Below are 21,096 nucleotides of genomic sequence, written 5' to 3' on the forward strand. Positions count from 1 at the left end.
ATCCGAGAATATTCCATGTCCCGTATCAAGAACACGTTTGCCGCGTTGTCCGCCCAGGGTAAGAAAGGCCTGATTCCGTTCATGACGGCCGGCGACCCGGATCCGGCGCGCACGGTCGAATTCATGCACGCGCTCGCCGCCGGCGGCGCCGATGTGATCGAACTCGGCGTGCCGTTTTCCGACCCGATGGCCGACGGCCCGGTGATCCAGCAGTCGTCCGAACGCGCGCTGGCGCATGGCGTGTCGCTGCGCCACGTGCTGGCCGACGTGAAGCGCTTCCGCGAAACCGACGACAAGACGCCGGTGGTGCTGATGGGCTACGCCAATCCGATCGAGCGCATGGGCACTGAAGCGTTCGCCAAGGCGGCGAAAGAAGCCGGTGTGGATGGCGTGCTGGTTGTCGACTACCCGCCGGAAGAGTGCGTCAACTTCGCTGAACAGATGCGATCTGCCGGCATCGATCCGATCTTTTTGCTTGCACCCACCTCCACGGATGAGCGCATCGCGGAAGTCGGCAAAATCGCCAGTGGTTACGTCTATTATGTGTCGCTGAAAGGTGTGACCGGCGCGGCAAATCTGGACGTTTCCAGCATCGCGAGTAAAATCCCGGCCATCAAGTCGCGCGTACCGCTGCCGGTGGGCGTCGGTTTTGGCATCCGTGACGCGCAAACGGCGCGTTCGGTGGCTGAAGTGTCCGATGCCGTCGTGATCGGCAGCCGTATCGTGCAATTGCTCGAACAAGCGGCGCCCGAAGCCGCCGCGGAGACGCTTACGCGCTTCATTGCCGAAGTGCGCGAGGCGCTCGATAGCGTCGCGACTGCCCGATAACAGTTATTTTTTGTCTCCTGTAGTGTGAGCGGCGGGTTCGTCCCGCCGTTTGCGCAACCGGTTGACCCAGAGGGATTCAATATGAGCTGGCTCGATAAGCTGCTGCCGCCGAAAATCAAACAAACCGACCCGAAGAACCGCAAGGGGATTCCGGAAGGCCTGTGGATCAAGTGCCCGTCGTGCGAAGCCGTGCTGTACCGCAATGACGTCGAGGCTAATCTGCACGTTTGCCCGAAGTGCGACCATCACATGCGCATCGGCGCGCGTGAGCGGCTCGACGGCCTGCTCGATCCGGAAGGCCGCTACGAAATCGGCCAGGAAATCGTGCCGGTCGACGCGCTCAAGTTCAAGGACAGCCGCAAGTACCCGGACCGCCTGAAAGAGGCGATGGACGACACCGACGAAACCGACGCAATGGTCGTGATGGGCGGGGCGATCCACACGCTGCCGGTGGTGGTCGCGTGTTTCGAGTTCTCGTTCATGGGCGGCTCGATGGGTTCGGTGGTCGGCGAACGTTTTGCGCGCGGCGCACAGAACGCGCTCGAACAGAAAGTGCCGTTTATCTGCTTCACCGCTTCGGGCGGCGCGCGGATGCAGGAAAGCCTGCTCTCGCTGATGCAGATGGCGAAGACCACGGCCATGCTGACCAAGCTCGCCGAAGCCAAGCTGCCGTTCATTTCCGTGTTGACTGATCCGACCATGGGCGGCGTGTCGGCGAGTTTCGCGTTCTTGGGCGACGTGGTGATCGCCGAGCCGAAGGCGCTGATCGGCTTTGCCGGCCCACGCGTGATCGAACAAACCGTGCGTGAAAAGCTGCCGGAAGGCTTCCAGCGCGCCGAGTTCCTGCTGACGAAGGGCGCGGTCGACATGATCGTCGACCGTCGCAAGCTGCGTGAAGAAATCGCGCAATTGATGGCGCTCTTGAGCCATCAGCCGGCTGACGCAGTCGCGTAAGCCTACGCATTAATAGGGCCGCGCCTGACAGGGCGCCACGTCCACAAGAAAAGCAGTCAAAAAATAGCGCGCCGCGAGAGTCATCAAGCGGCGCGCTGTCATTTCCGGGATAATCACGATCTCGCAACGCAGCAAAGATTCGCTCGATGACCACATTCCCCACCCTCGACGCGTGGCTCACGCACCTTGAATCCGCGCATCCTGTCGGCATCGACATGGGATTGGGGCGCATCTCCCAGGTACGTGACGCGATGCAGTTGTCGTTCGCGTGCCCGATCATTACGGTCGGCGGCACAAACGGCAAGGGTTCGACCTGCGCGATTCTCGAATCGATTTTGCTGCGCGCCGGCTTCACGGTTGGCTGCCACACGTCGCCGCACCTGTTGACCTTCAACGAACGGGCGCGCGTGAACGGCGAAATGGCGAGCGACGCAGACCTGCTGCCGCATTTCGAAGCCGTCGAAGCCGCGCGGTTGAGCCTTGCCGAACCGATCACATTGACTTACTTCGAATTCACGACACTGGCGATCATGAGCCTGTTCGCCTCGCGCGGACTGGACGCGGTGATCTTCGAAGTCGGCCTGGGCGGCCGCCTCGACGCGGTCAACATCCTCGACGCGGACTGCGCGATCATCACCAGCATCGATATCGATCACACCGAGTATCTCGGCGACACGCGCGAGAAAATCGGCTTCGAAAAGGCCGGCATTTTCCGCCCCGGTAAGCCGGCGATCTGCGCCGATCCGGTGCCGCCGCAAACATTGATCGATCACGCAGAAAAGATCGGCGCCCGGTTGTGGCTATTCGGCCGCGATTTCCGCTACGAAGGACAGGCAGGCAGCGAGCGCCAGCAATGGAGCTACGTGGGCCCGACCATGCGCCGTTCCGCGCTCGCCTATCCGGCATTGCGCGGCGCGAATCAATTGATCAACACGTCGGCGGCGCTGGCTGGTCTTGAAGCGCTGCGCGACCGTTTGCCGGTCTCGGCGCAGGACATCCGGCTTGGCCTCGCTAACGTCGAATTGCCGGGCCGTTTCCAGGTGCTGCCTGGCAAGCCGGCCATCGTGCTTGACGTCGGCCACAACCCGCACGCCGCTGCAGTGCTGTCGCAAAACCTCGGCAACATGGGCTTTTTCCCGTACACCTACGCCGTGTTCGGCGCGATGCGCGACAAGGATATTGCCGGCGTACTGACGCACCTGAAGGGCGAAATCGACCACTGGTGCGTGACCGATCTGCCGACCCCGCGTGCGGCTTCGGCGGAAGAACTCGAAGCGGCTTTGCGGGAGCAGGGTGTGAGCGACGGCAATGACAGCAGCGTGACGCGCTACGCAACACCAGCAGAGGCTTTCCAAGACGCGCTAAAACGAGCGTCAGAGAATGATAGAATCGTGGTTTTCGGCAGTTTCTATACGGTAGCAGGCGTAATTGCCTACCGTAAATCGCAGCAACACTGAACGGGCGCCAGGCTCGAACCAAGCGATTCATGGGAATTTTCTCGTTCGGCAAGAAAGACGACGCGCCCAACCGGCGTGGCGCAAACACCAGTTCCACCCGGGCCGCCCGTGGCGAGCGCGTGGAGCGGCGAACCCGCCGCACGGAGCGCACCGTGGATGCCGATGCGATGCTGCTCGACCCTACGTTGCCTGAAAAGCAGCGTGCGCGGCGCAGACTCGTCGGCGCGGTCGCGTTGGTCGTCGCAGCGGTGGTGATCCTGCCGATGGTGTTGGATTCGCATCCAAAGCCCGTCACGGATGATATTTCAATCGATATTCCAAGCCGCCCTGCGCCGAAGGTCGCTACCAAGACCGACGAAGACACGCAGGCTGGCGTAGCACCGGATAACCCAGCGCCTGACGCGGCACTCGCCGCTTCCGGCCTTGCGCCGACAACGGCAGCCCTGCAAGGCCAGTCCGGCGCCGCGAAACAGCAGAGCGCGGCGGCGAGCGCAGCGCTCGCCGCCAAACCGGCCGCGAAACCGCAAGCTCCTGGCGCCCTTGCCGCCAATACGGCACCTGCAGCGCCTGTCGCGCAAACGCCTGCCAAACCGGCCAAAGCACCCGCCACGCAAAGCGCGGCGAAAACGCCGGCCCCGAGCGAAGACAGCGCGAATACGGCCGCCGCAAGCGCGGACGCCAATTCCGGCACGCCGGCATCGCCGCCTGGCAGCCGTTTCGCCGTCCAGCTGGGCGCATTTGCGAACGACGCCAATGCCCGTACCTGGGCCACCAAGTTGAAAGCGGCCGGTGTGCCCGCATATACCGAACATCGGAAGCAGGCCGACGGCTCCACGCTCACGCTATTGCGCGCTGGTCCGTTCGCCGACCGTGCCGCGGCTAGCGCCGCGATTGCGAAGGTTCGTGAGGCCGGCTTGACGTCGGGCGCGAACAGCGGCGCTGCACAGTAAGCGAGCGATGTTCACTGCCTTCGACTACGCTGTAATGGCGGTGATCGGTTTGTCGGCCTTGCGCGGCACATGGCGCGGCTTTTTGTCCGAGATATTCGGGCTGATCGGCTGGATCGCGGCGTTTTTCATTGCTTGCCGCTTTGTCGGTTATGTCGTGCCGTTTATCCCTGCCACGTGGCCGGGCGGCGCGCTGACCCAGTGGCTTCTGGCGTTCGCGCTGGTAGCGGTCGGCGTGGTGCTGATCGCAAGCGTGCTGAACGCACTGCTGAGCCGCATCGTGCAGGCAAGCGGCTTGAGCGGCGTGGACCGCTCGCTCGGTTTGATGTTCGGCCTCGTGCGCGGGGTCGTTCTGGTGCTGATTCTGGTCGCCCTTGCAGGCTTGACCGAACTGCCCCAACAGGAATTCTGGCGCAACGCCTTGCTTCGGCCCTATGCGGTCGAGGGCGTGCACGTAATGAAACCGCTGCTTCCCGAGACGCTCGCTGCCTACGTCCGCGTGTGACGATCAGGTGAACGGTTAGAGGAGCGCAGCAGGACTCCGGCGCAATCCGGTGCCTCTACGTAGTCGCGTACCCTCGCGCAGCATCGCAGGCACCGGCCGCCGTTACGAATTTCGTACCTTTGAAGGACATGCCATGTGCGGCATCGTAGGCGTAGTTTCCCATTCTCCGGTCAATCAGCTGATCTATGACAGCCTGCTGCTTCTGCAGCACCGCGGTCAGGACGCCGCCGGCATCGCGACAGCGAACGGCAGCAACTTCCACATGCACAAGGCTAACGGCATGGTGCGCGACGTGTTCCGCACGCGCAACATGCGCAGCCTGCCCGGCACCACTGGTATCGGACAGGTCCGCTACCCGACCGCCGGTTCTGCATCGAGCGAAGAAGAAGCCCAGCCGTTCTACGTGAACGCGCCGTTCGGCATCATCCTCGCGCATAACGGCAATCTGACCAACTGGCAGCAACTGAAAGATGAGATGTTCCGCATCGATCGCCGCCACATCAATACCAACTCCGACACCGAAGTGATGCTCAACGTGCTCGCGCACGAATTGCAGCTGTCCAGTTCGAGTCTGCAACTCGATCCGGCGGCGCTGTTCAAGGCGGTGTCGGGCGTGCATCGCCGGGTGCGGGGTTCGTACGCGATCGTGTCGCTGATTGCCGGCTACGGTTTGCTCGGCTTCCGTGACCCGTTCGGCATTCGCCCGCTGTGTCTCGGCAAGCAGGAAACACCGGAAGGCGTCGAGTGGATCCTGGCGTCGGAATCGGTTGCGATCGAAGGTATCGGTTTCGAATTTGTGCGCGATATCGCGCCGGGTGAAGCCATTTTCATCGACCTCGAAGGCAATTTGCACTCGCAGCAATGCGCGACGAATCCGAGCCTGAACCCGTGCATTTTCGAACTCGTGTACCTCGCGCGTCCGGACTCGGTGCTCGACGGCGTGCCGGTCTACAACGTGCGTCTGCGCATGGGCGATTACCTCGCCGAGAAGATCAAACGTGAATTGCCCGATGTCGAGATTGACGTCGTGATGCCGATTCCCGATTCGTCCCGTCCGGCCGCGATGCAGGTCGCGAAGAAACTGGGTGTTGAGTATCGCGAGGGCTTCTTCAAGAACCGCTACGTAGGCCGCACCTTCATCATGCCGGGCCAGGCGATGCGCAAGAAGTCGGTGCGCCAGAAGCTGAACGCCATGGGCATCGAGTTCAAGGGCAAGAACGTGCTGATCGTCGACGATTCGATCGTGCGCGGCACCACCTCGCACGAAATCGTGCAGATGGCGCGTGACGCCGGCGCGAACAAGGTGATCTTCGCTTCGGCGGCGCCGCCGGTGAAGTACCCGAACGTCTACGGTATCGATATGCCGACGCGCGGCGAACTCGTCGCCCATGGCCGTACGGACGATGAAGTTGCGCGCATGATCGGCGCGGATTATCTCGTTTATCAGGACGTCGACGCCCTGAAGCAGGCAGTGCGCGATATCAACCCGGCGCTGAAGGAATTCGAAGCTTCGTGCTTCGACGGCAACTACGTCACGGGCGATGTGACCACCGAGTACCTCGACCGCATCGAAACCGCGCGTCTCGCACCGTCCTCGCAATCGGATCGCGACGCCGCGAGCGAAGCGGCCGAGGGCGGCCCGTCGCGTTCGCAACTGCATCTGCAGTTGTCGGTTGGTTGAGTGCGGTTGAGTGATAGCGCTCGCGTCGTGGCCCGCTGCACGCCACGCCGCGAGCGTGTTAGCATGACGGCTTGCGTCGATTTGATCTCAGCTTGCGGACGCGGGGCAACCCAAAACAGCTAAAGCGAATGGTGGAAAAGCCGCAGTCATCCGCCTCCGCTCCAGCTTTCCCCCGCACATGAAGCCCGCTTATGCCGACGCAAAAGCGGGCTTTTTTGTTGCTGCCGTTTGGCGTTGTTGGGCTCGTCGTTTAACGTGAGCCGCAGACGCTGAACCCAGCCATGGAACATTGGATACCAGAACCAACATGGACGACTCCCTGAACTTCGACACGCTGGCAGTCCGCTCGGGCACAGTGCGCAGCGACTTCAACGAACATTCGGAAGCGATTTTCCTGACCTCGAGCTTCGTCTTCGCGAGTGCCGCGGACGCCGCCGAAAAATTCAAGAATTCCGAAGACAACTACACCTACTCGCGCTTTACCAATCCGACCGTCTCGATGTTCCAGGACCGTCTGGCCGCGCTTGAAGGCGGCGAGGCGTGCATGGCCACGGCTTCGGGGATGGCCGCGATCATGTCGGTGGTGATGTCGACCTTGCAGGCCGGCGACCATCTGGTGAGCTCGCAGGCGCTGTTCGGTTCGACGCTCGGCATGTTCTCGCAGATCTTCAGCAAGTTCGGTATTACGACGACGTTCGTCGACCCGACCAATCTGGACGCATGGAAAAACGCCGTGCGCCCGGAAACGAAGATGTTCTTCCTCGAAACGCCGTCGAACCCGCTGACCGAAGTCGCCGATATCGAAGCGATCAGCAAGATCGCGAAGGCGGCCAATGCGATCTTCGTGGTCGACAACTGCTTCTGTAGCCCGGCTTTGCAACAGCCGTTGAAGCTCGGCGCGGACGTCGTGATGCATTCGGCCACCAAGTTCCTCGACGGCCAAGGGCGTGTGCTCGGCGGCGCGCTGGTCGGCTCGAAGCAGTTCATCATGGAAAAGGTGTTCCCGTTCGTGCGCAGTGCCGGGCCGACCTTGTCCGCGTTCAACGCATGGGTGCTGCTCAAGGGCATGGAAACGCTGTCGCTGCGCGTCGAAAAGCAGTCGGCGAACGCGCTCGAAATCGCGCGCTGGCTGGAAACGCATCCGGCCGTGAACCGCGTGTTTTACCCGGGGCTCGAATCGCATCCGCAGCATGCGCTGGCTATGCGTCAGCAGAAGGCGGGCGGCGCGATTCTGTCGTTCGAACTGAAGGGCGATACGCCTGAGCAGATGCGCGCGAATGCCTGGCGCGTGATCGACAGCACGAAGATCTGTTCGATCACCGGAAACCTCGGCGATACGCGTACCACCATCACGCATCCGGCTACGACCACACACGGTCGTGTGACGCCTGAGGCGCGCGCGGCGGCGGGGATCAGCGAAGGTTTGATCCGTCTCGCAGTGGGACTGGAAAACGCCGGCGATATCCGCGGTGATCTGGAGCGCGGTCTGGCGGGGTAATAGCGTCAGGCGAGCGCAGCAGGAGAATAGCAGGAAACGCGGGCCGCCTTTTCAGGCGGCTCGCGGGTGGCACAAACTCAATGGCGCAACGCGCGCCATCGGCCGGGCGCCAGCCCGAAACGCCGCGTGAATGCGTGCGTGTAAGCGCTCTGATCGCCGAAGCCGATTTCCAACGCGATATCGCTGAGCGACAGGCGTGGATCGGACAGCAGGCCAAGCGACGTATCGAGCCGCAGACGCTGCAAATAGCGATGCGGCGTTTCGCCGAAGGCGTCGATAAAAAGCTGATGAAAGCGCCGCATGCCGAAGCCGCAATGGGCGGCCAGGTCGGCGATACGCAGTGGCTCCGACAGATGAGCGCGCAGCCAGCGGTCAATACGCGCGAAGTCGAGGCCGGCGCCAGATGCCTGCGCCTCGGCCACCGTGCCGGTGTCGGCCACCAACGCAGCGCCCAGTCGGGCGGCTGCATCCCATTGAAAACGCCGGGTATCCAGATCGTCGCCTTGCGCACCGCCTGTGGCGTGCGCCGCAATCCGATGCACGAGTTGCGTGAGCGAGGCATCCACCGTCACGGCCCGCGCGCGGTCGAACAGACGTTCGGGCACGGCCAGCGACGTGGCCGGCAGATCCAGCACCAACTGCCGGTTCTCGCCGACGCCCGCATAGTCGTGCCGTGCGCCCGCCGGTATGAGCCAGGCGGAGCCGGCATCGATCTGATGCGCGACGCCGTCTACCGCCATCACCATCGCGCCGTCGAGCCCGAGCACGACCTGGTGAAAGTCGTGCACGTCCGACGCTTCGATCGCGCCGTACCGGCGCAACGAAACGCTAGGAGCGGTGACGGCGGCGTGACTCATCGGTGAAACCCAATTACAAAATACAAAACAGCGCAGCGAAAAACTTAGACGCCGAGCAGTTCGACTTCGAACACGAGCGTTGCATTCGGCGGAATCACGCCGCCTGCGCCACGCACGCCGTAGCCGAGTTGCGGCGGGATCGTCAGCTTGCGCGTGCCGCCGACCTTCATGCCTTGCACGCCTTCGTCCCAGCCCTTGATGACCATGCCGCCGCCCAGCACGAACGCGAACGGGTCGTTGCGGTCCTTGCTCGAGTCGAACTTCTGGCCGTCGGTCAGCCAGCCCGTGTAGTGCACGCTGACGGTCTTGCCGGCCACCGCTTCGGCGCCAGTGCCTTCAACGATGTCTTCGTATTTCAGGCCGGATTCGGTAGTCACAGTCGACATGTGTCGCTCCTTAGATCAAAAACGTAAAAACCGACATTGTAGGCGTGTTGGGCTCGCATCGCCGAGGATTGCCGTGTGGCATGTGGTTTGCGTTCAGGTTAGCCATCCGGCCAGGCTGGTTGCGCTGGACGGCATGCCTATAATGGGGCTTCTTTTGACATTTGATGCACCGCCTGAGAGGGTTCGATCGTGACCACGCCTTCCACCGGGACCGCCGGCGCACCGCCGGTTCCTTCCGGCTTCGCCGTATCCGAACGCACCGCACGTCTGCGCGCGGAGACCGCGCTGTTTATGCGCGATCACGTGCTATCGCTGGTGTCGCATGACCTCCGTGGTCCGCTGAACGCCATCCATAGCTGGGCGTACGTGCTCGAGCGCAAGCTCGATGCCAACGACCCCAATTCACAACGCGCCGTCACCGGCATTCGTAACGGCGTGGAACAGCAGGTGAAGCTGCTGGAGACGATTGTCGACGCCACGCGCGCCGAGACCAAATCGCTGGAACTGGCATTTGCGCCGTTTTCGCTGCATCCGTTGCTCGATGAAACCGTTGACGAAGTCCGTTCCGGGCTGGCGCGCACACGCGGCGTCGAGGTTACGGTCGAGTCGCACCTCGCTACCGAGCAGCTCAACGGCGACCGTGAGCGCCTGGCCGCCGCGCTGTGGCTGATGCTCACATTCGCCGTCGAGGCGAGCACGAAGGGCGCCGCGGTCACGCTTGCCGCCCGAGCCGACGCCAGCAGGTGGTATGCCACGGTCACCTTCAATCAAAGCGCCGCTGCATTGAACGATCCGGCCGCGCCGCATTTGCTGGAAGCCTTTGCCCGCAAACAGGCGTGCGAACCGCGCGAAGCCAAACGGATCGCGTGGGTGTTCGCGCTGTGCAAGCGCGTTGCGGAAGCGCACGGCGGCAGTTTCGAGCAAAGCGATGCATCTGAGGGCGAAGCGGTGACGCTCGCGCTACATGTGCCGCTGAGTGCAACGACAGCAACGTGAGCGGCGGCTGTCGGCGCGCGTTCCTGCACGCGATTAACTTTCAGTTTGCTTGCGCCATCTATACTGACAACTTTTGTTGCCGGAGCCCTTCGCTTTGATCCAGGTTGTCGCCCTTATCGGTGCATTGTTTCTCGTTGCCCTCAACGGTTTTTTCGTCGCCGCCGAATTCGGTCTGGTGAAGCTGCGCCAAACGCGCGTGCAGAGCCTCGCGGCCAAACACGGCATGCGTGGACGCTTGCTGGCGAAGGTGCATGGGCGGCTCGACGCGTATCTGTCCGCCTGTCAGCTGGGCATTACGCTGGCGTCGCTTGGACTCGGCTGGATCGGTGAGCCGGCGTTCGCCGAACTGCTCACGCCGGTCTTCAGCCTGCTCGGCGTCGAGTCGGAGAAGCTGATCCACGGCATCTCGCTGTTCTTCGCGTTCTCGTGTATTTCGTTCCTGCACATCGTGGTGGGTGAGTTGGCGCCGAAGTCGCTGGCGATTCGCGAGGCGGAAAAGGTTTCGTTGTGGGCCGCCACGCCGTTGTACGGTTTCTACTGGGCGATGTATCCGGCGATCTGGGTGCTCAATACGAGCGCCAACGCCGTGCTGAAACTCGCGGGCCTCGACGCGGACCACGGCCACGATTCGCATTACTCGACCGACGAACTCAAGCTGATCCTGCGTGGCCGCCGCGCCAACGTTGCGACTGAACTCGGTGCGCCGGATGGCGCATACAGCCAGGACGAATGGAACACGATTGCGCATTCGCTGGATTTTTCGCGCATGACCGTCTCGGATCTGATGCGCCCGTCCTACGAAATGGTCGGCCTGCGGCGCGATCTGCCATTGCGCGAAAACATGCAGGTCGTGGCGCGGCATCGCTTCAGCCGCTATCCGTTGTTCGAAGACGCGTCCGGCGAGCGCGTGGCCGGCATGATCCACTTGAAGGATTTGCTGCTGGCGCGGCACGCGGGCAGCACGCTCGACGACCTCTCCAAATACGCGCGACCCGTGCAGTACGTAAAGCCGGACATGCCGGCGCTCGAACTGTTTCGCCGCTTCCGCAAGGGAGCGCCGCACTTCGCACTGGTTGGTCACAAGAACTCGAAGCCGATCGGCTTTCTGACGCTGGACAATCTGCTCGGCGCGCTGGTTGGGCAGATCCACGACGAATTCCGCCAGGGCGACGCCGACTGGACGCGTATGGACGACGGCACGCTGATGGGCAAGGGCAGCTTGCCGGTGGTGTCGTTGGAACGCGCGCTCGGAATCGACATCGACGAGGGCAAGGCCGAATCGGTCGGCGGCCTTGTGATTCAGGCGCTCAACGATCTGCCTACCGAAGGGCAGCGCGTCGAGTTCGATCGCTTCGACGTAGTGGTCAAGAAGATGAAGGGGCCGCGCATCGTGCTCGTGCGCGTTTATCCGAAGACCTACGACGACGAAGGCGGTTGAGCGGCTTCCATGCTGAATCCGCTCCCGGTCCACTGAAGCATCGCTCGAGTAAAATCGTCGTCCATACCACCCGGGGGCGACATGGGATATTTGCTGGTGCTGTGCGTCGGTTTGCTTGCGGGCACGTTGAGCGGCGTGATCGGCACGGGCTCGTCGATGATGCTTATGCCCGTTCTCGTGATGCTGTTCGGTCCGCAGCAGGCGGTGCCGATCATGGCGATCGCCGCGATCATGGGCAACTTCGGCAAGATCCTGGCGTGGTGGCGCGAAATCGACTGGCGGGCTTGCGGCGCTTACTGCGCGACAGCGGTTCCGGGAGCGGCGCTGGGTGTGCGGACACTTCTCGCGTTGCCGCCGCATGCGGTGGAACTCGCATTGGGATTGTTCTTTGTCGCGATGGTGCCGACGCGGCGCTGGCTGGCGCGCCGCGCTATCAAATTCAGTCTGTGGCAGCTTTCGCTGATCGGCGGCGTGGTGGGTTTTCTCACCGGCATCGTCGTTTCCACCGGGCCGATCACGGTCCCCGTGTTTATGTCGTATGGCCTGGTTAAAGGCGCCTTTCTCGCAACCGAAGCGGCTGGATCACTGGCTGTCTACGGCACCAAAGTCGCGGTCTTCAATCATTTCGGCGCATTGCCATTGCATGTGGTGATCGACGGTTTGATCACCGGCTCGGCACTCATGATCGGATCCTTTTCCGCGCGGCTGATTGTGGTCCGGATGAGTCCTGCGGTTTTCAAACTTGTCGTTGACGGATTGATGTTGTCATCGGGCGTTTCGTTGCTGTGGGCGGCAGGGCGATAGGGCCTTTCTGCGAAAACGTACGGGACATCATCCCACCGACGCCTGAAACACCCTCAGGTAATTCCCTCCAAGAACTGCCCCGACTTCCTGTTGCGAGAATCCGGCCAGCAACAGCGCACTGGCCAGATCGGGCAACTGCTCGTAGCTCCTGAACACCGGGGTGAAATGAACCCGAGCATATCCGTCCCCAGGCCGACGTGTTCTACCCCGACGACATCCGCCATGCGTTTGACGCCTGCAGCCATCGCATGCAAATCGTGAAACGTCCCTGAGCTCGGCCAGACGCCAATCACGCCACCCGTGCCGGCGATCACCCGCGCATGGTCCGGCGTGATGAGCCGGCTTCGCGCACTCGGCTGGGTGGCCAATGCCGAATGCGAGAGCACCAGTGGTTTGGTCGACGTATCTGCCGCGCGCATCGGTGCTCCTCCCGGGTGCGTTTATTTGCGCGTAGATGTTACCCGGCTTTTATCTGGCGTCAGCGTTCCGGCCATGCTTTCAACGAGCTTCAACGCCTCCGCTTTCAGGGCGACGGGATCGTCTGCGCCATCGAGCAATAGCGCCGCTTCGCACACCATGCTGCCGATCATGCGAGCCGCGAGGTAGGCCTTGGCTTTTTCCTTGCCGGTGCTCTGGTTCGTCAGCGCATCAATGAGCAGACCGTACACGTGCGCTTCTTCGATCTCGCGGCACCGTACCTGGCCGAGCACGGCCGGCGCAGTTTCAATGACGAGTTGCCGGTAGGCGGGTTCGGTGCAGACCTCCAGAAATTCGCGAATGCCCGCGCTCATCCGTTTGGCTGGCGTCGCGGCCGCGGCGGCGGATCTGACTTTAGAGGCAGCGTCCGCCTGGAGAGACTCGACCAGGGCGTCGAACAGTTCGGCCTTGTCCGCAAAGTGGTGATAGAAGGCGCCGCGGGTCACGCGCGCGCTGCGAGCGATGGCCTCTATCCCGACTTGCTGGTAGCCCTCTGATGTGAATAACTCGCCCGCAGCAGCGATGAGCGCCTGACGGGTCGCGTCCGCATATTCCTCGCGACGGGATTTTGGGGTTGGACCTGCGGTCGGCATAGGCAGCGCTTTTATCTCTTGATTTTTCACATTCTGATTGTAGTATACATACACGGTGTATGTGAAAATCTCGTTGTATGTTAAATCGGACTTCGGCTGCGGCCTGAATACACGGGCAAACAACACCGTCGGTAAGCAACCCATTCAGGAGCAAATTCACATGACGTCAGCAGAAAAATACCTTCCCCCGACTGCGGAGCAGTTAGCCAATGCCCGGATAGCCGTGCAACGCTTCGCTTCGGAGTGGCAACATCCCGTCGCCGATAACCTGGAAGCGCTCATGCACGAGGACACACGAAACCTGATCCCACCCATGACTGAACCGGCCGACCGGAAAGGCGTCATCGAACATTTCCGTCAGGTCCTCACCCAACTGCCGGACCTGAAAGTCGACGTACTTCAATGGGCACCTACGGGCGACGCCGTCATGATCGAATGGCAGGCATCGGCAACCGTAGCCGGGCAGCCGTTGAAGTGGTTGGGTGTCGACCGGTTCAACCTGCGTGGCGACCGGATGTACAAAGGGCAGGTGTATTGGGACACGCGCCGAGTGGCGGAACAGGTGGCCGAGGCAGTCAAACGCGCACAGCAAGGCGGCTCAGCGGGATGATGCATTGTCTTGAATGAGTCGATAGAAAAGGCGGCTAAAGCGAGTGAGCTCTAGCCGCCTTTAACCTTCGACAAAGCGCAGATCAACTACGTGGCACACCTTCCTCCACCAACACCGCAATAGGCATCGCGCTCAACGCATCGCGCAGATAAAGCAAACCGTTTTCGTCGACCTTGGGCGCCGCCGGACTCAGCCAGTCGAACAGCGCCCGCGCGGCCAGATCAGCAGGCATTTCGATCGCCGTATCGCCCCATTTGGCCGGATCGACCATCGGCAAATCGCCGCCATCGCCTTCTTCGCCGAGCAACCCGGCAGCGAGCCGGCTCGCCACCACCACAGCCCACGCATTCCCATGCCGCCGTGCAAACGCGATCGCGTTCGACGCATGCGCACCGCGCACTGCAAGCGGCAGATAGGCACTCTGACTCAACAACTCCGGCAAATGCGCGCGCAACGCCAGCACGCGCTGCACCACCGAGAGCTTTACCCGGCCATCGTGCCAGCTCGCCAGAAACTCCGAAGGCGGTGTTTGCGCGAGCCATGCCTCGCGTTTGGCAAAATCGACGGGCCGGCGATTGTCGGGATCGACCAGACTGAAGTCCCACAACTCAGTACCCTGATAAAGATCGGGAATCCCAGGCGACGTCAGCCGCAACACTGTCTGCTGCAAACTGTTGATCGCACCGGCGCGTCCAATCCGCGCGACGAACGCGGACAACTCGCGCAGGAAACCATTGCGCCGCTGCGGCGCCAGGATATCGAACAGGAAATCGCGGCAGCCGGCCTCATAGGCTTCGTCGGGTGCGAGCCAGTTGGTCTGTAGCTTCGCTTCCCGCAACGCTTTCAATTGCCATTGCGCGACGCGCTCAGCCAGTTCCTTGACGCCCGCTTCATCGTCCGGCTTTAAATCCGGTGGCCAACTGCCCACCAAGGTCTGATACAGCATCGCCTCGGCGGCGGGGCCTGGTGCCCAATCGTAACTTGTGTCGTGGCTCACGCTGCTGATCGGCTTACCGTCGAGCGCACGCCGATGCGGCGCGTTCAAGGTCGACCACGCACGCAAGGTCGCGCTCCAGTCGTGGGAAATCTCGCTCAACACGGCAAGCCGCGCACGCATGTCTTCACCGCGTTTGTGGTCGTGCGTGGCTGTCGCGAGCATCGCGTGAGGAAAGTGCTGCGAACGTTCGAGATTCGCCGCATGAAATTGCGCGACCGATAAAGCAAACTCGCCCGGGTCTGAGCCGACTTCGTTGCGCGATAGCAAACGTCCATAGCGATAGCACGCTGTATCTTCAATCGCCTTTGCGGCGACCGGTGCGGTCAATTGCGAAAACAGCGTCTGCGCGGTGCGCCGCGCGGAACCTGCATGACTGGGCGGGGCGCCATTCTGACCTTGCTGTTGCGATGAGACCCGTACATTCGGCACTTCCTCGGCGCTGCCGCCAAGCCACGCGTTTACGCGGTCGAGCACCACGTAGTCCGCACGCGAAAGCGTCTCTCTCGCGCCTGCCAGTGCCTGCTCGAAATACACGTTATCCGCAGCGCTGCGCAGCCCGTTCTGTGGATAGACCCGATACACCGGAAAATGTACGGCCAGTTCGGCCAGCACGCGCCGCAGCGCGGTGAAGGTGAAGTCGCGCGTGGTCAGTGAATCGCGGGCAATGCGGTGCAGCGCGCGTGCCGCGCGGTCCAGTTCCGCTGAGAGGTTCTCCGCGAGAATCTTGCGGCGCGCGGCCAGGGCTTCGTCGGCGAAGCGCGGACTGCGGCCGGTGAGTTCGGCCCATGTCTGCGCGAGCGGCTCGGCGCCGGCCGGATCGTGCAGCAGCGCGCCCACGTCGTTCATGAAATCGTAGCCGGTTGTGCCGTCCACGGGCCAGTCGTCGCGCAGCGGCTCGCCGCGGCCGAGAATTTTTTCGACGACCACATACGGCGCGGTGTCGCGCAATTCAGTGAGGCGCTGCCGCAGACGCTGACAGTACTCGCGCGGTTCAGCGAGGCCATCCACGTGGTCGATCCGCAAACCATCCACCACGCCTTCCTGATACAGACGGAAAATCAGCGCGTGCACGGCCTCGAATACTTCGGGCCGCTCCACGCGTACGCCGGCCAGCGTCGAAATGTCGAAGAAACGCCGCCAGTTCACTTCATCCGAAGCGGTACGCCACCACGCAAGACGGAAGTGCTGCCGTTCGATCAGCCGATGCAAACGGTCACGCGTCACCGGGTCTGCGGGCGAATACGATTCCAGCACCAATTCGATCGCCGAGCCGCCGTTTTGCGCGACGAACTCGCGCAGCATGTCGCGCCCTTCGGCGGCGCGCGGCTGATCGGCTGGCTGCGTCGTCAGGCCATGGAAACGTTCGGCCAGTGCGTTGAGATCGGCACGGTCGGCGCTTTGCAGAATCGCCGCGTAGTCGATTGGGCACACCGGAAACACATGCGGCCCGTAGCCGATATAAAAGCGCCCACTGTCGGCCGCAAAATGCAGCGCAATCCGGCCGGCCGCGAGTTCCTCGCCGTACGGCGCACCGAGTGTCGGCGCCAGCACCTTGCCGCGCAAGGCCGGATCGGGCGAATGCCAGTCGACGTCGAAATGGCGTGCGTACGCGCTGTGTCTGCCCCATTCGAGGATATCGAGCCACCACGCGTTGCTCGAGCCGCCGACGCCCATATGATTCGGCACCACGTCGACGATCAAGCCCATGTTGTGCGCGCGCAGTTTATCGGCGAGGCGCTTCAAGCCCGCCTCGCCCCCGCATTCAGCGTTGACCTGGGTGTAGTCGACGGTATCGTAGCCGTGCATCGAACCCGGCTCCGCGGTGGTGACGGGCGACGCATAGACGTGGCTGATGCCGAGCGCGGCGAAATAGTCGACGTGCTTCGCGGCATCGTCGAAGGTAAAGCCTCGATGGAACTGGAGGCGAAGCGTGGAGCGCGGGACGGTCATGGCGTATCAGGCTCCGAAGAAACGTTGGAAGCAGCAGGAACGGTGGCGCCGCGGCGCGCACGGTCGACCGCCAGCAGGCGATCGCTGAAGGTGCCGTCCTCGAACAATGCGTCGATAGGCAAGATCACGCGGCGGCGCCAGTTCGGATGCTCGTCGATCGAGCCGGGCAAATTCGGCTGCTCGACCAGCGCGAGCAAATCTTCGAGCGGGAAAGTGACGAGCGGCCCGGGCGTGGCGGCCACGAAGGCGAGCGCTTCATCCACGGGCGCCTTGTCGGCCGGCGGCGCTTGCACGTCCGGCGCGGCGACGCCGGCTTGCTGGAACGCGCGCCATAACAGCGCACGATCGGCGGCGCGTTCTTCCTGTGCCACTTCCTCCGCGTCGCGGCCATCGGCGCGCGCCATCGTCTGACCGATCCGGTTGCGCCACGTGATGTCGCTGCCGCGCCACCAGCCTGCCACGGTCGGCAAATCATGGGTCGTGGTAGTGCCGACAGCGTTGCGGTCCCACGCCTGTGGTGGCTTGAAACCTCTGCCGCCTTCCGCGCCTTCGAACCACAACACACGAATACCGGCGAGACCGTGCTCGTCGAGCCGCTCGCGAAAACCGGGCGGCACGGTGCCGAGATCTTCGCCGATCACGATCGCGCGATGCCGCCACGATTCGAGCGCGATCAGCCGCAGCAGATCTTCGAGCGGATAGCGCAGATAGGCGCCGTTACGCGCGCTCTCGCCTTCGGGCACGAGCCACAGGCGCCGCAAGCCGAGAATATGGTCGATGCGGATGCCGCCCGCATGCGCGAACGCTGCGCGCAGCATGTCGATGAATGCGGAGAAGCCCTGCGTGCGCATCGCGCGCGGCGAGAAGGTGGTGAGCCCCCACGCCTGGCCGGCCTGGTTGAACAGATCGGGCGGTGCGCCCACGGAAATGCCCTGCAGCATGTCGTCGCGGTACGACCATGCATGGCTGCCGGCGCTATCGCAACCGACGGCAAGGTCGGCGATCAGGCCGACCGCCATCCCGGCGTCGCTCGCTGCATGCTGCGCGTGCGACAAGCCCTTGGCGGCGAGCCATTGCAGAAACAGATGAAAGTCGACTTCATGCCGATGCGCTTCGGCAAAGGCTTCGACTTCCGGACTGCGCGGATCGCGCAACGCCTCGGGCCAGTTGCGCCAGTGGCCATTGCCGCCTTCCTGAGCCAACTGCACCGCCTGCAATGCTTCGAAACGCGCGTGATCTTCGAGCGCACGGCCGGCGCGTTCGCAGAAGCCATGAAATTCGAGCGCACGCGGCGTGTCGTGCGCACGTTCCTGGGTGCAGAAATTCTCGTACAGCGCACGCAAAACCTTCAGCTTCAGCACGACGGCGTTCGGCCAGTCGATCAGTTGCAAGTCTTCGAGTGCCGACCATGCTTCGGTGGCCTGAGCAGCCTCAAGTGCGGCGCTTGCGGCGTCGGCGCCGAACACGGCGGCGGGGTCGATATGCGTGACGTTCAACCACAAACGCGACGACGGCGAATACGGACTGAAGCGGTTCGGCTCGGCGCTGAACATCGCATGCGTCGGACTGACGGCGAGCGCATGCGCGCCACGCTTCGCGCTTTCAATCGCCATTTGCGCGAGGGCCGTATAGTCGCCGATGCCGCCATCGCCCGTGCGGCGCAAGCCGTATAACTGCGCGGCGATACCCCACAACGGCGGCGGTTGCGTCGTGGCGCCGTCGTGCAACGTGCGCCATGCGTCGGCGACGGTATAGCAGCGTGACGGCGCGACGGCCAACGTCACGCGTTGCTCGTTGATCACCAGGGTGTGATAACCGGGCTCGTCGATCGGCGCGAGCAACGCTTCCTCGCCTTTAGGCGTCGTGAAGCGGCCGTCGATGATCGAGCCGCTTTCCAGTTCGATCCGGTAGTGACTGCCGGATTTGATCGCCGCGACCGGCAGCGCGATGCCGCGTTCGACCTCCGCGGTCATCAACGGCGGCAGCTTGCGGCCGGACAGTTCGGCTTCGAGCGTGGCCGCGCTGTGCCGGATCTGCGTGGCATTACCGCACGGCAAGCCCATCCGCTCGAGCAGCACGGCGAGCGTGCTCTCGGGTACGTGTTGCGTCGTATGGTGCGCGTCGCGCCATTCGACTTCGAAGCCGGCGCGCATGGCAAGGGTCACGATCGTATCGTTTGGACGGCGGGTGGCACTCACGCGTGGCGCTCCTGTTGACCGGCGATGCGGGCATCGTGGCCGATGGCATAGTCGCTGACGTCGCCGGTCACCCACGCGACGAACGCGTATGACGGCAACACCTTGGCGTCGATCTGCTCGCGCACGCGCGGCGGCGTTTCGAAAATCACTTTGCCGGCAGGCAGATCGGGGAACGCCACGTTCTCCTTCGAGAGATTCAATGCAATCGACAAGGTTTCGCCATCGGCGAGTTTCCAGCGGGCGATTAGCGCATTGGCGTCGCCACCGTTTGCCGCGTTGAGCACGGTCGAGCCGCACGCTTTGGCGTGTTTCAGACGCGGCGTGATCAGCTTCGCCCGCACGGCAAGCGCGGATTTATAGAAGTGCATCCACTCGAGGCGGTCTTTCGCGTTGGCATCCGCAGCGGCGCCTTGAATGGGCTCAGGCGGCGACGAGGCCGCAAAGGTCTGCACGTCGTTCGGATCGGGAATCTGCGCGCGACGCTTTTCATCGCTGAACGCCGAAAAGCGTGCGAATTCGCGACGCCGGCCTTCGCGTACGGCGTCGGCGAGCTCGCCGGTGTAGTCGGTGAAAAACAGGAACGGCTGCGTCGATCCGTATTCCTCGTCCATGAACAGCATGGGGATATGCGGCGACAGCAGCAGCAAACCGGTGGCGGCGCGCAAGGCATCGTCCGACGTCAGCTTGCGCAGGCGCTCGCCGAATGCGCGATTGCCGATCTGATCGTGATTCTGCAAGAACATCACGAACGAAGTGGGCGACAGATGCCGGCTCGCTTCGCCACGCGGCGCGCCGTCGTGAATCGGCGATGGGTCGCCTTGATACGCGAAGCCTTCTGACAACACGCGCGCAAGGCGCTGGATCGGCTGATCCTTGTACGCGTAGTAATAGCCCTCCGTTTCGCCTGTGAGCAGAACGTGCAGCGTATTGTGCGCGTCGTCATTCCACTGCGCGTCGAAATGCGTGTCCAGCAGGCTCGCGCTGTTGTGCTCGTTTTCCAGCACCAGATGCACATGGCGGCCGTGCTGCACTTTCGCGCGGATATGGTCGGACAATTCGCGCAGCCACGTGTGATTGCCGATGGCATGCACCGCGTCGAAACGTAGGCCGTCGAGACGATACTCGTTGATCCAGTAGACAGCGTTGTCGATGAAGAAGTCACTCACTTCACTGCGTTCGAAATCGATCGCGGGGCCCCACGGCGTGTGCGTACCTTCGCGGAAAAACGAGCGGGCGTATCGGTGCAGATAGTTGCCGTCCGGTCCGAAATGGTTATAGACCACGTCGAGAAACACCATCAGGCCGAGACCGTGCGCGGCGTCGATCAGCGCTTTCAGTTCTTCGGGGCTGCCGTACGCGGAATCGGGCGCATAGGGCAGCACGCCGTCGTAGCCCCAATTGTGCCGGCCGGGAAAGTCGTTCAATGGCATGAGTTCGATGGCCGTTACGCCGAGCGCGACCAGCGCGGGCAGACGTTTCTGCACGCCCGCATAGCCGCCCATCGCGCCGACGTGCAACTCGTACAACACCGTTTCTTCCCACGGCCGGCCATGCCAGCTCGTATGTTCCCAGTGGTACGCGCGCGGGTCGATCACTTCGCTCGGGCCGTGCACGTCTTGCGGCTGGAAACGTGACGCAGGATCAGGCACCGCCTCCCCGCCATCGAGCCGGAAGCGATACAGCGTGCCCGCGCCGCTCTCGACGGTCGTTTCGAACCAGCCGTTGCCGGCAGGCGTCATGTCGTGCGCGCCCTGGGCCGGTCCGTTTTCGATCTCCACCTGAACCGTCTTGCACGAAGGCGCCCAGAAACGGAACCGCGTGCGCGGCTTCGCGCCCGTAGCGCCCAGCAACTGTGCGCTGAACGGCAGGCAATGCGCGTGATGATGCGCGTGAGGATCAATCGGACTTTCGGACATGATT

At 62.9% G+C, this 21,096-nt stretch carries 18 protein-coding genes; 11 read left to right on the forward strand and 7 right to left on the reverse strand.

Going from position 1 to position 21,096, the window contains the following annotated elements; translation table 11 throughout:
- Window positions 1–15: 15 nt before the first annotated feature.
- The 7 genes from trpA to KHO33_RS03550 all read left to right on the forward strand — a co-directional run bounded on the left by trpA (window position 16) and on the right by KHO33_RS03550 (window position 7,870).
- Window positions 16–828: a tryptophan synthase subunit alpha gene (trpA, locus tag KHO33_RS03520; protein ID WP_093634943.1), complete on the forward strand. Its 813-nt coding sequence runs from the start codon at window positions 16–18 to the stop codon at window positions 826–828.
- A gap of 81 nt (window positions 829–909) precedes the next feature.
- Complete coding sequence (gene accD, locus KHO33_RS03525) at window positions 910–1,782, forward strand: acetyl-CoA carboxylase, carboxyltransferase subunit beta (protein WP_074289018.1); 873 nt, start codon at window positions 910–912, stop codon at window positions 1,780–1,782.
- A 146-nt stretch (window positions 1,783–1,928) separates the two neighbouring features.
- A complete protein-coding gene (folC, locus tag KHO33_RS03530) occupies window positions 1,929–3,239 on the forward strand; it encodes a bifunctional tetrahydrofolate synthase/dihydrofolate synthase (RefSeq protein WP_200561327.1) in 1,311 nt (436 codons plus the stop codon).
- 29 nt (window positions 3,240–3,268) lie between these two features.
- Complete coding sequence (locus KHO33_RS03535; RefSeq protein ID WP_200561329.1) at window positions 3,269–4,189, forward strand: SPOR domain-containing protein; 921 nt, start codon at window positions 3,269–3,271, stop codon at window positions 4,187–4,189.
- A gap of 7 nt (window positions 4,190–4,196) precedes the next feature.
- A complete protein-coding gene (locus KHO33_RS03540; protein WP_054034800.1) occupies window positions 4,197–4,691 on the forward strand; it encodes a CvpA family protein in 495 nt (164 codons plus the stop codon).
- Between the two features lie 133 nt (window positions 4,692–4,824).
- Window positions 4,825–6,372 carry an amidophosphoribosyltransferase gene (purF, locus tag KHO33_RS03545; RefSeq protein WP_093634948.1) on the forward strand — a complete coding sequence of 516 codons (1,548 nt, stop codon included), beginning with the start codon at window positions 4,825–4,827 and terminating at the stop codon, window positions 6,370–6,372.
- A 307-nt stretch (window positions 6,373–6,679) separates the two neighbouring features.
- Window positions 6,680–7,870, forward strand: a complete 1,191-nt coding sequence (locus tag KHO33_RS03550; protein WP_054034801.1) for an O-succinylhomoserine sulfhydrylase — start codon at window positions 6,680–6,682, stop codon at window positions 7,868–7,870.
- Window positions 7,871–7,947: 77 nt separating this feature from the next.
- On the opposite strand, the gene KHO33_RS03555 is transcribed toward KHO33_RS03550, so the two are convergent.
- A complete protein-coding gene (locus KHO33_RS03555) occupies window positions 7,948–8,727 on the reverse strand; it encodes an AraC family transcriptional regulator (RefSeq protein ID WP_200561331.1) in 780 nt (259 codons plus the stop codon).
- A gap of 44 nt (window positions 8,728–8,771) precedes the next feature.
- Complete coding sequence (locus KHO33_RS03560; RefSeq protein ID WP_027803023.1) at window positions 8,772–9,113, reverse strand: FKBP-type peptidyl-prolyl cis-trans isomerase; 342 nt, start codon at window positions 9,111–9,113, stop codon at window positions 8,772–8,774.
- Between the two features lie 189 nt (window positions 9,114–9,302).
- Between KHO33_RS03560 and KHO33_RS03565 the strand changes: the two genes are divergently transcribed.
- From KHO33_RS03565 to KHO33_RS03575, 3 genes are all read left to right on the forward strand, one after another.
- Window positions 9,303–10,109 (forward strand): sensor histidine kinase, encoded by an 807-nt coding sequence (locus KHO33_RS03565; protein ID WP_200561333.1) that lies wholly within the window; start codon window positions 9,303–9,305, stop codon window positions 10,107–10,109.
- Window positions 10,110–10,203: 94 nt separating this feature from the next.
- Window positions 10,204–11,547: a hemolysin family protein gene (locus KHO33_RS03570; RefSeq protein WP_054034925.1), complete on the forward strand. Its 1,344-nt coding sequence runs from the start codon at window positions 10,204–10,206 to the stop codon at window positions 11,545–11,547.
- Window positions 11,548–11,628: 81 nt separating this feature from the next.
- Window positions 11,629–12,351, forward strand: a complete 723-nt coding sequence (locus KHO33_RS03575) for a sulfite exporter TauE/SafE family protein (protein WP_200561335.1) — start codon at window positions 11,629–11,631, stop codon at window positions 12,349–12,351.
- A gap of 53 nt (window positions 12,352–12,404) precedes the next feature.
- On the opposite strand, the gene KHO33_RS03580 is transcribed toward KHO33_RS03575, so the two are convergent.
- Window positions 12,405–12,770 (reverse strand): membrane dipeptidase, encoded by a 366-nt coding sequence (locus KHO33_RS03580; RefSeq protein WP_267914709.1) that lies wholly within the window; start codon window positions 12,768–12,770, stop codon window positions 12,405–12,407.
- Between the two features lie 21 nt (window positions 12,771–12,791).
- The gene (locus KHO33_RS03585; protein WP_200561336.1) at window positions 12,792–13,451 is read right to left on the reverse strand and encodes a TetR/AcrR family transcriptional regulator; all 660 of its coding nucleotides are present in this window, start codon (window positions 13,449–13,451) and stop codon (window positions 12,792–12,794) included.
- 31 nt (window positions 13,452–13,482) lie between these two features.
- Here KHO33_RS03585 and KHO33_RS03590 point away from each other — a divergent pair, with 31 nt between their 5' ends.
- Window positions 13,483–14,031, forward strand: coding sequence for a nuclear transport factor 2 family protein (locus KHO33_RS03590; RefSeq protein ID WP_211629144.1), 549 nt, complete (start codon window positions 13,483–13,485; stop codon window positions 14,029–14,031).
- Between the two features lie 82 nt (window positions 14,032–14,113).
- On the opposite strand, the gene treY is transcribed toward KHO33_RS03590, so the two are convergent.
- From treY to treZ, 3 genes are read right to left on the reverse strand one after another with little or no spacing between them, the layout of a single operon-like run.
- Window positions 14,114–16,978: a malto-oligosyltrehalose synthase gene (treY, locus tag KHO33_RS03595; protein WP_200561338.1), complete on the reverse strand. Its 2,865-nt coding sequence runs from the start codon at window positions 16,976–16,978 to the stop codon at window positions 14,114–14,116.
- The gene (malQ, locus tag KHO33_RS03600; protein WP_200561656.1) at window positions 16,975–19,131 is read right to left on the reverse strand and encodes a 4-alpha-glucanotransferase; all 2,157 of its coding nucleotides are present in this window, start codon (window positions 19,129–19,131) and stop codon (window positions 16,975–16,977) included. Before malQ ends, treY begins: the two co-directional genes overlap by 4 nt.
- Before the next feature lie 41 nt (window positions 19,132–19,172).
- Complete coding sequence (gene treZ / locus KHO33_RS03605) at window positions 19,173–21,092, reverse strand: malto-oligosyltrehalose trehalohydrolase (protein ID WP_200561340.1); 1,920 nt, start codon at window positions 21,090–21,092, stop codon at window positions 19,173–19,175.
- Window positions 21,093–21,096: the final 4 nt, after the last annotated feature.

It is taken from the genome of Paraburkholderia nemoris, assembly GCF_905221015.1.
In the GTDB taxonomy this organism is placed as follows: Bacteria; Pseudomonadota; Gammaproteobacteria; order Burkholderiales; family Burkholderiaceae; genus Paraburkholderia; species Paraburkholderia nemoris.

Bases quoted from the DNA above. Each gene is read 5' to 3' on its own strand.
- trpA (WP_093634943.1), top strand. From the start codon at position 16: ATGTCCCGTATCAAGAACACGTTTGCCGCGTTGTCCGCCCAGGGTAAG.
- accD (WP_074289018.1), top strand. From the start codon at position 910: ATGAGCTGGCTCGATAAGCTGCTGCCGCCGAAAATCAAACAAACCGAC.
- folC (WP_200561327.1), top strand. From the start codon at position 1,929: ATGACCACATTCCCCACCCTCGACGCGTGGCTCACGCACCTTGAATCC.
- KHO33_RS03535 (WP_200561329.1), top strand. From the start codon at position 3,269: ATGGGAATTTTCTCGTTCGGCAAGAAAGACGACGCGCCCAACCGGCGT.
- KHO33_RS03540 (WP_054034800.1), top strand. From the start codon at position 4,197: ATGTTCACTGCCTTCGACTACGCTGTAATGGCGGTGATCGGTTTGTCG.
- purF (WP_093634948.1), top strand. From the start codon at position 4,825: ATGTGCGGCATCGTAGGCGTAGTTTCCCATTCTCCGGTCAATCAGCTG.
- KHO33_RS03550 (WP_054034801.1), top strand. From the start codon at position 6,680: ATGGACGACTCCCTGAACTTCGACACGCTGGCAGTCCGCTCGGGCACA.
- KHO33_RS03555 (WP_200561331.1), bottom strand. From the start codon at position 8,727: ATGAGTCACGCCGCCGTCACCGCTCCTAGCGTTTCGTTGCGCCGGTAC.
- KHO33_RS03560 (WP_027803023.1), bottom strand. From the start codon at position 9,113: ATGTCGACTGTGACTACCGAATCCGGCCTGAAATACGAAGACATCGTT.
- KHO33_RS03575 (WP_200561335.1), top strand. From the start codon at position 11,629: ATGGGATATTTGCTGGTGCTGTGCGTCGGTTTGCTTGCGGGCACGTTG.
- KHO33_RS03580 (WP_267914709.1), bottom strand. From the start codon at position 12,770: ATGCGCGCGGCAGATACGTCGACCAAACCACTGGTGCTCTCGCATTCG.
- treY (WP_200561338.1), bottom strand. From the start codon at position 16,978: ATGACCGTCCCGCGCTCCACGCTTCGCCTCCAGTTCCATCGAGGCTTT.
- malQ (WP_200561656.1), bottom strand. From the start codon at position 19,131: ATGCGCGCCGGCTTCGAAGTCGAATGGCGCGACGCGCACCATACGACG.
- treZ (WP_200561340.1), bottom strand. From the start codon at position 21,092: ATGTCCGAAAGTCCGATTGATCCTCACGCGCATCATCACGCGCATTGC.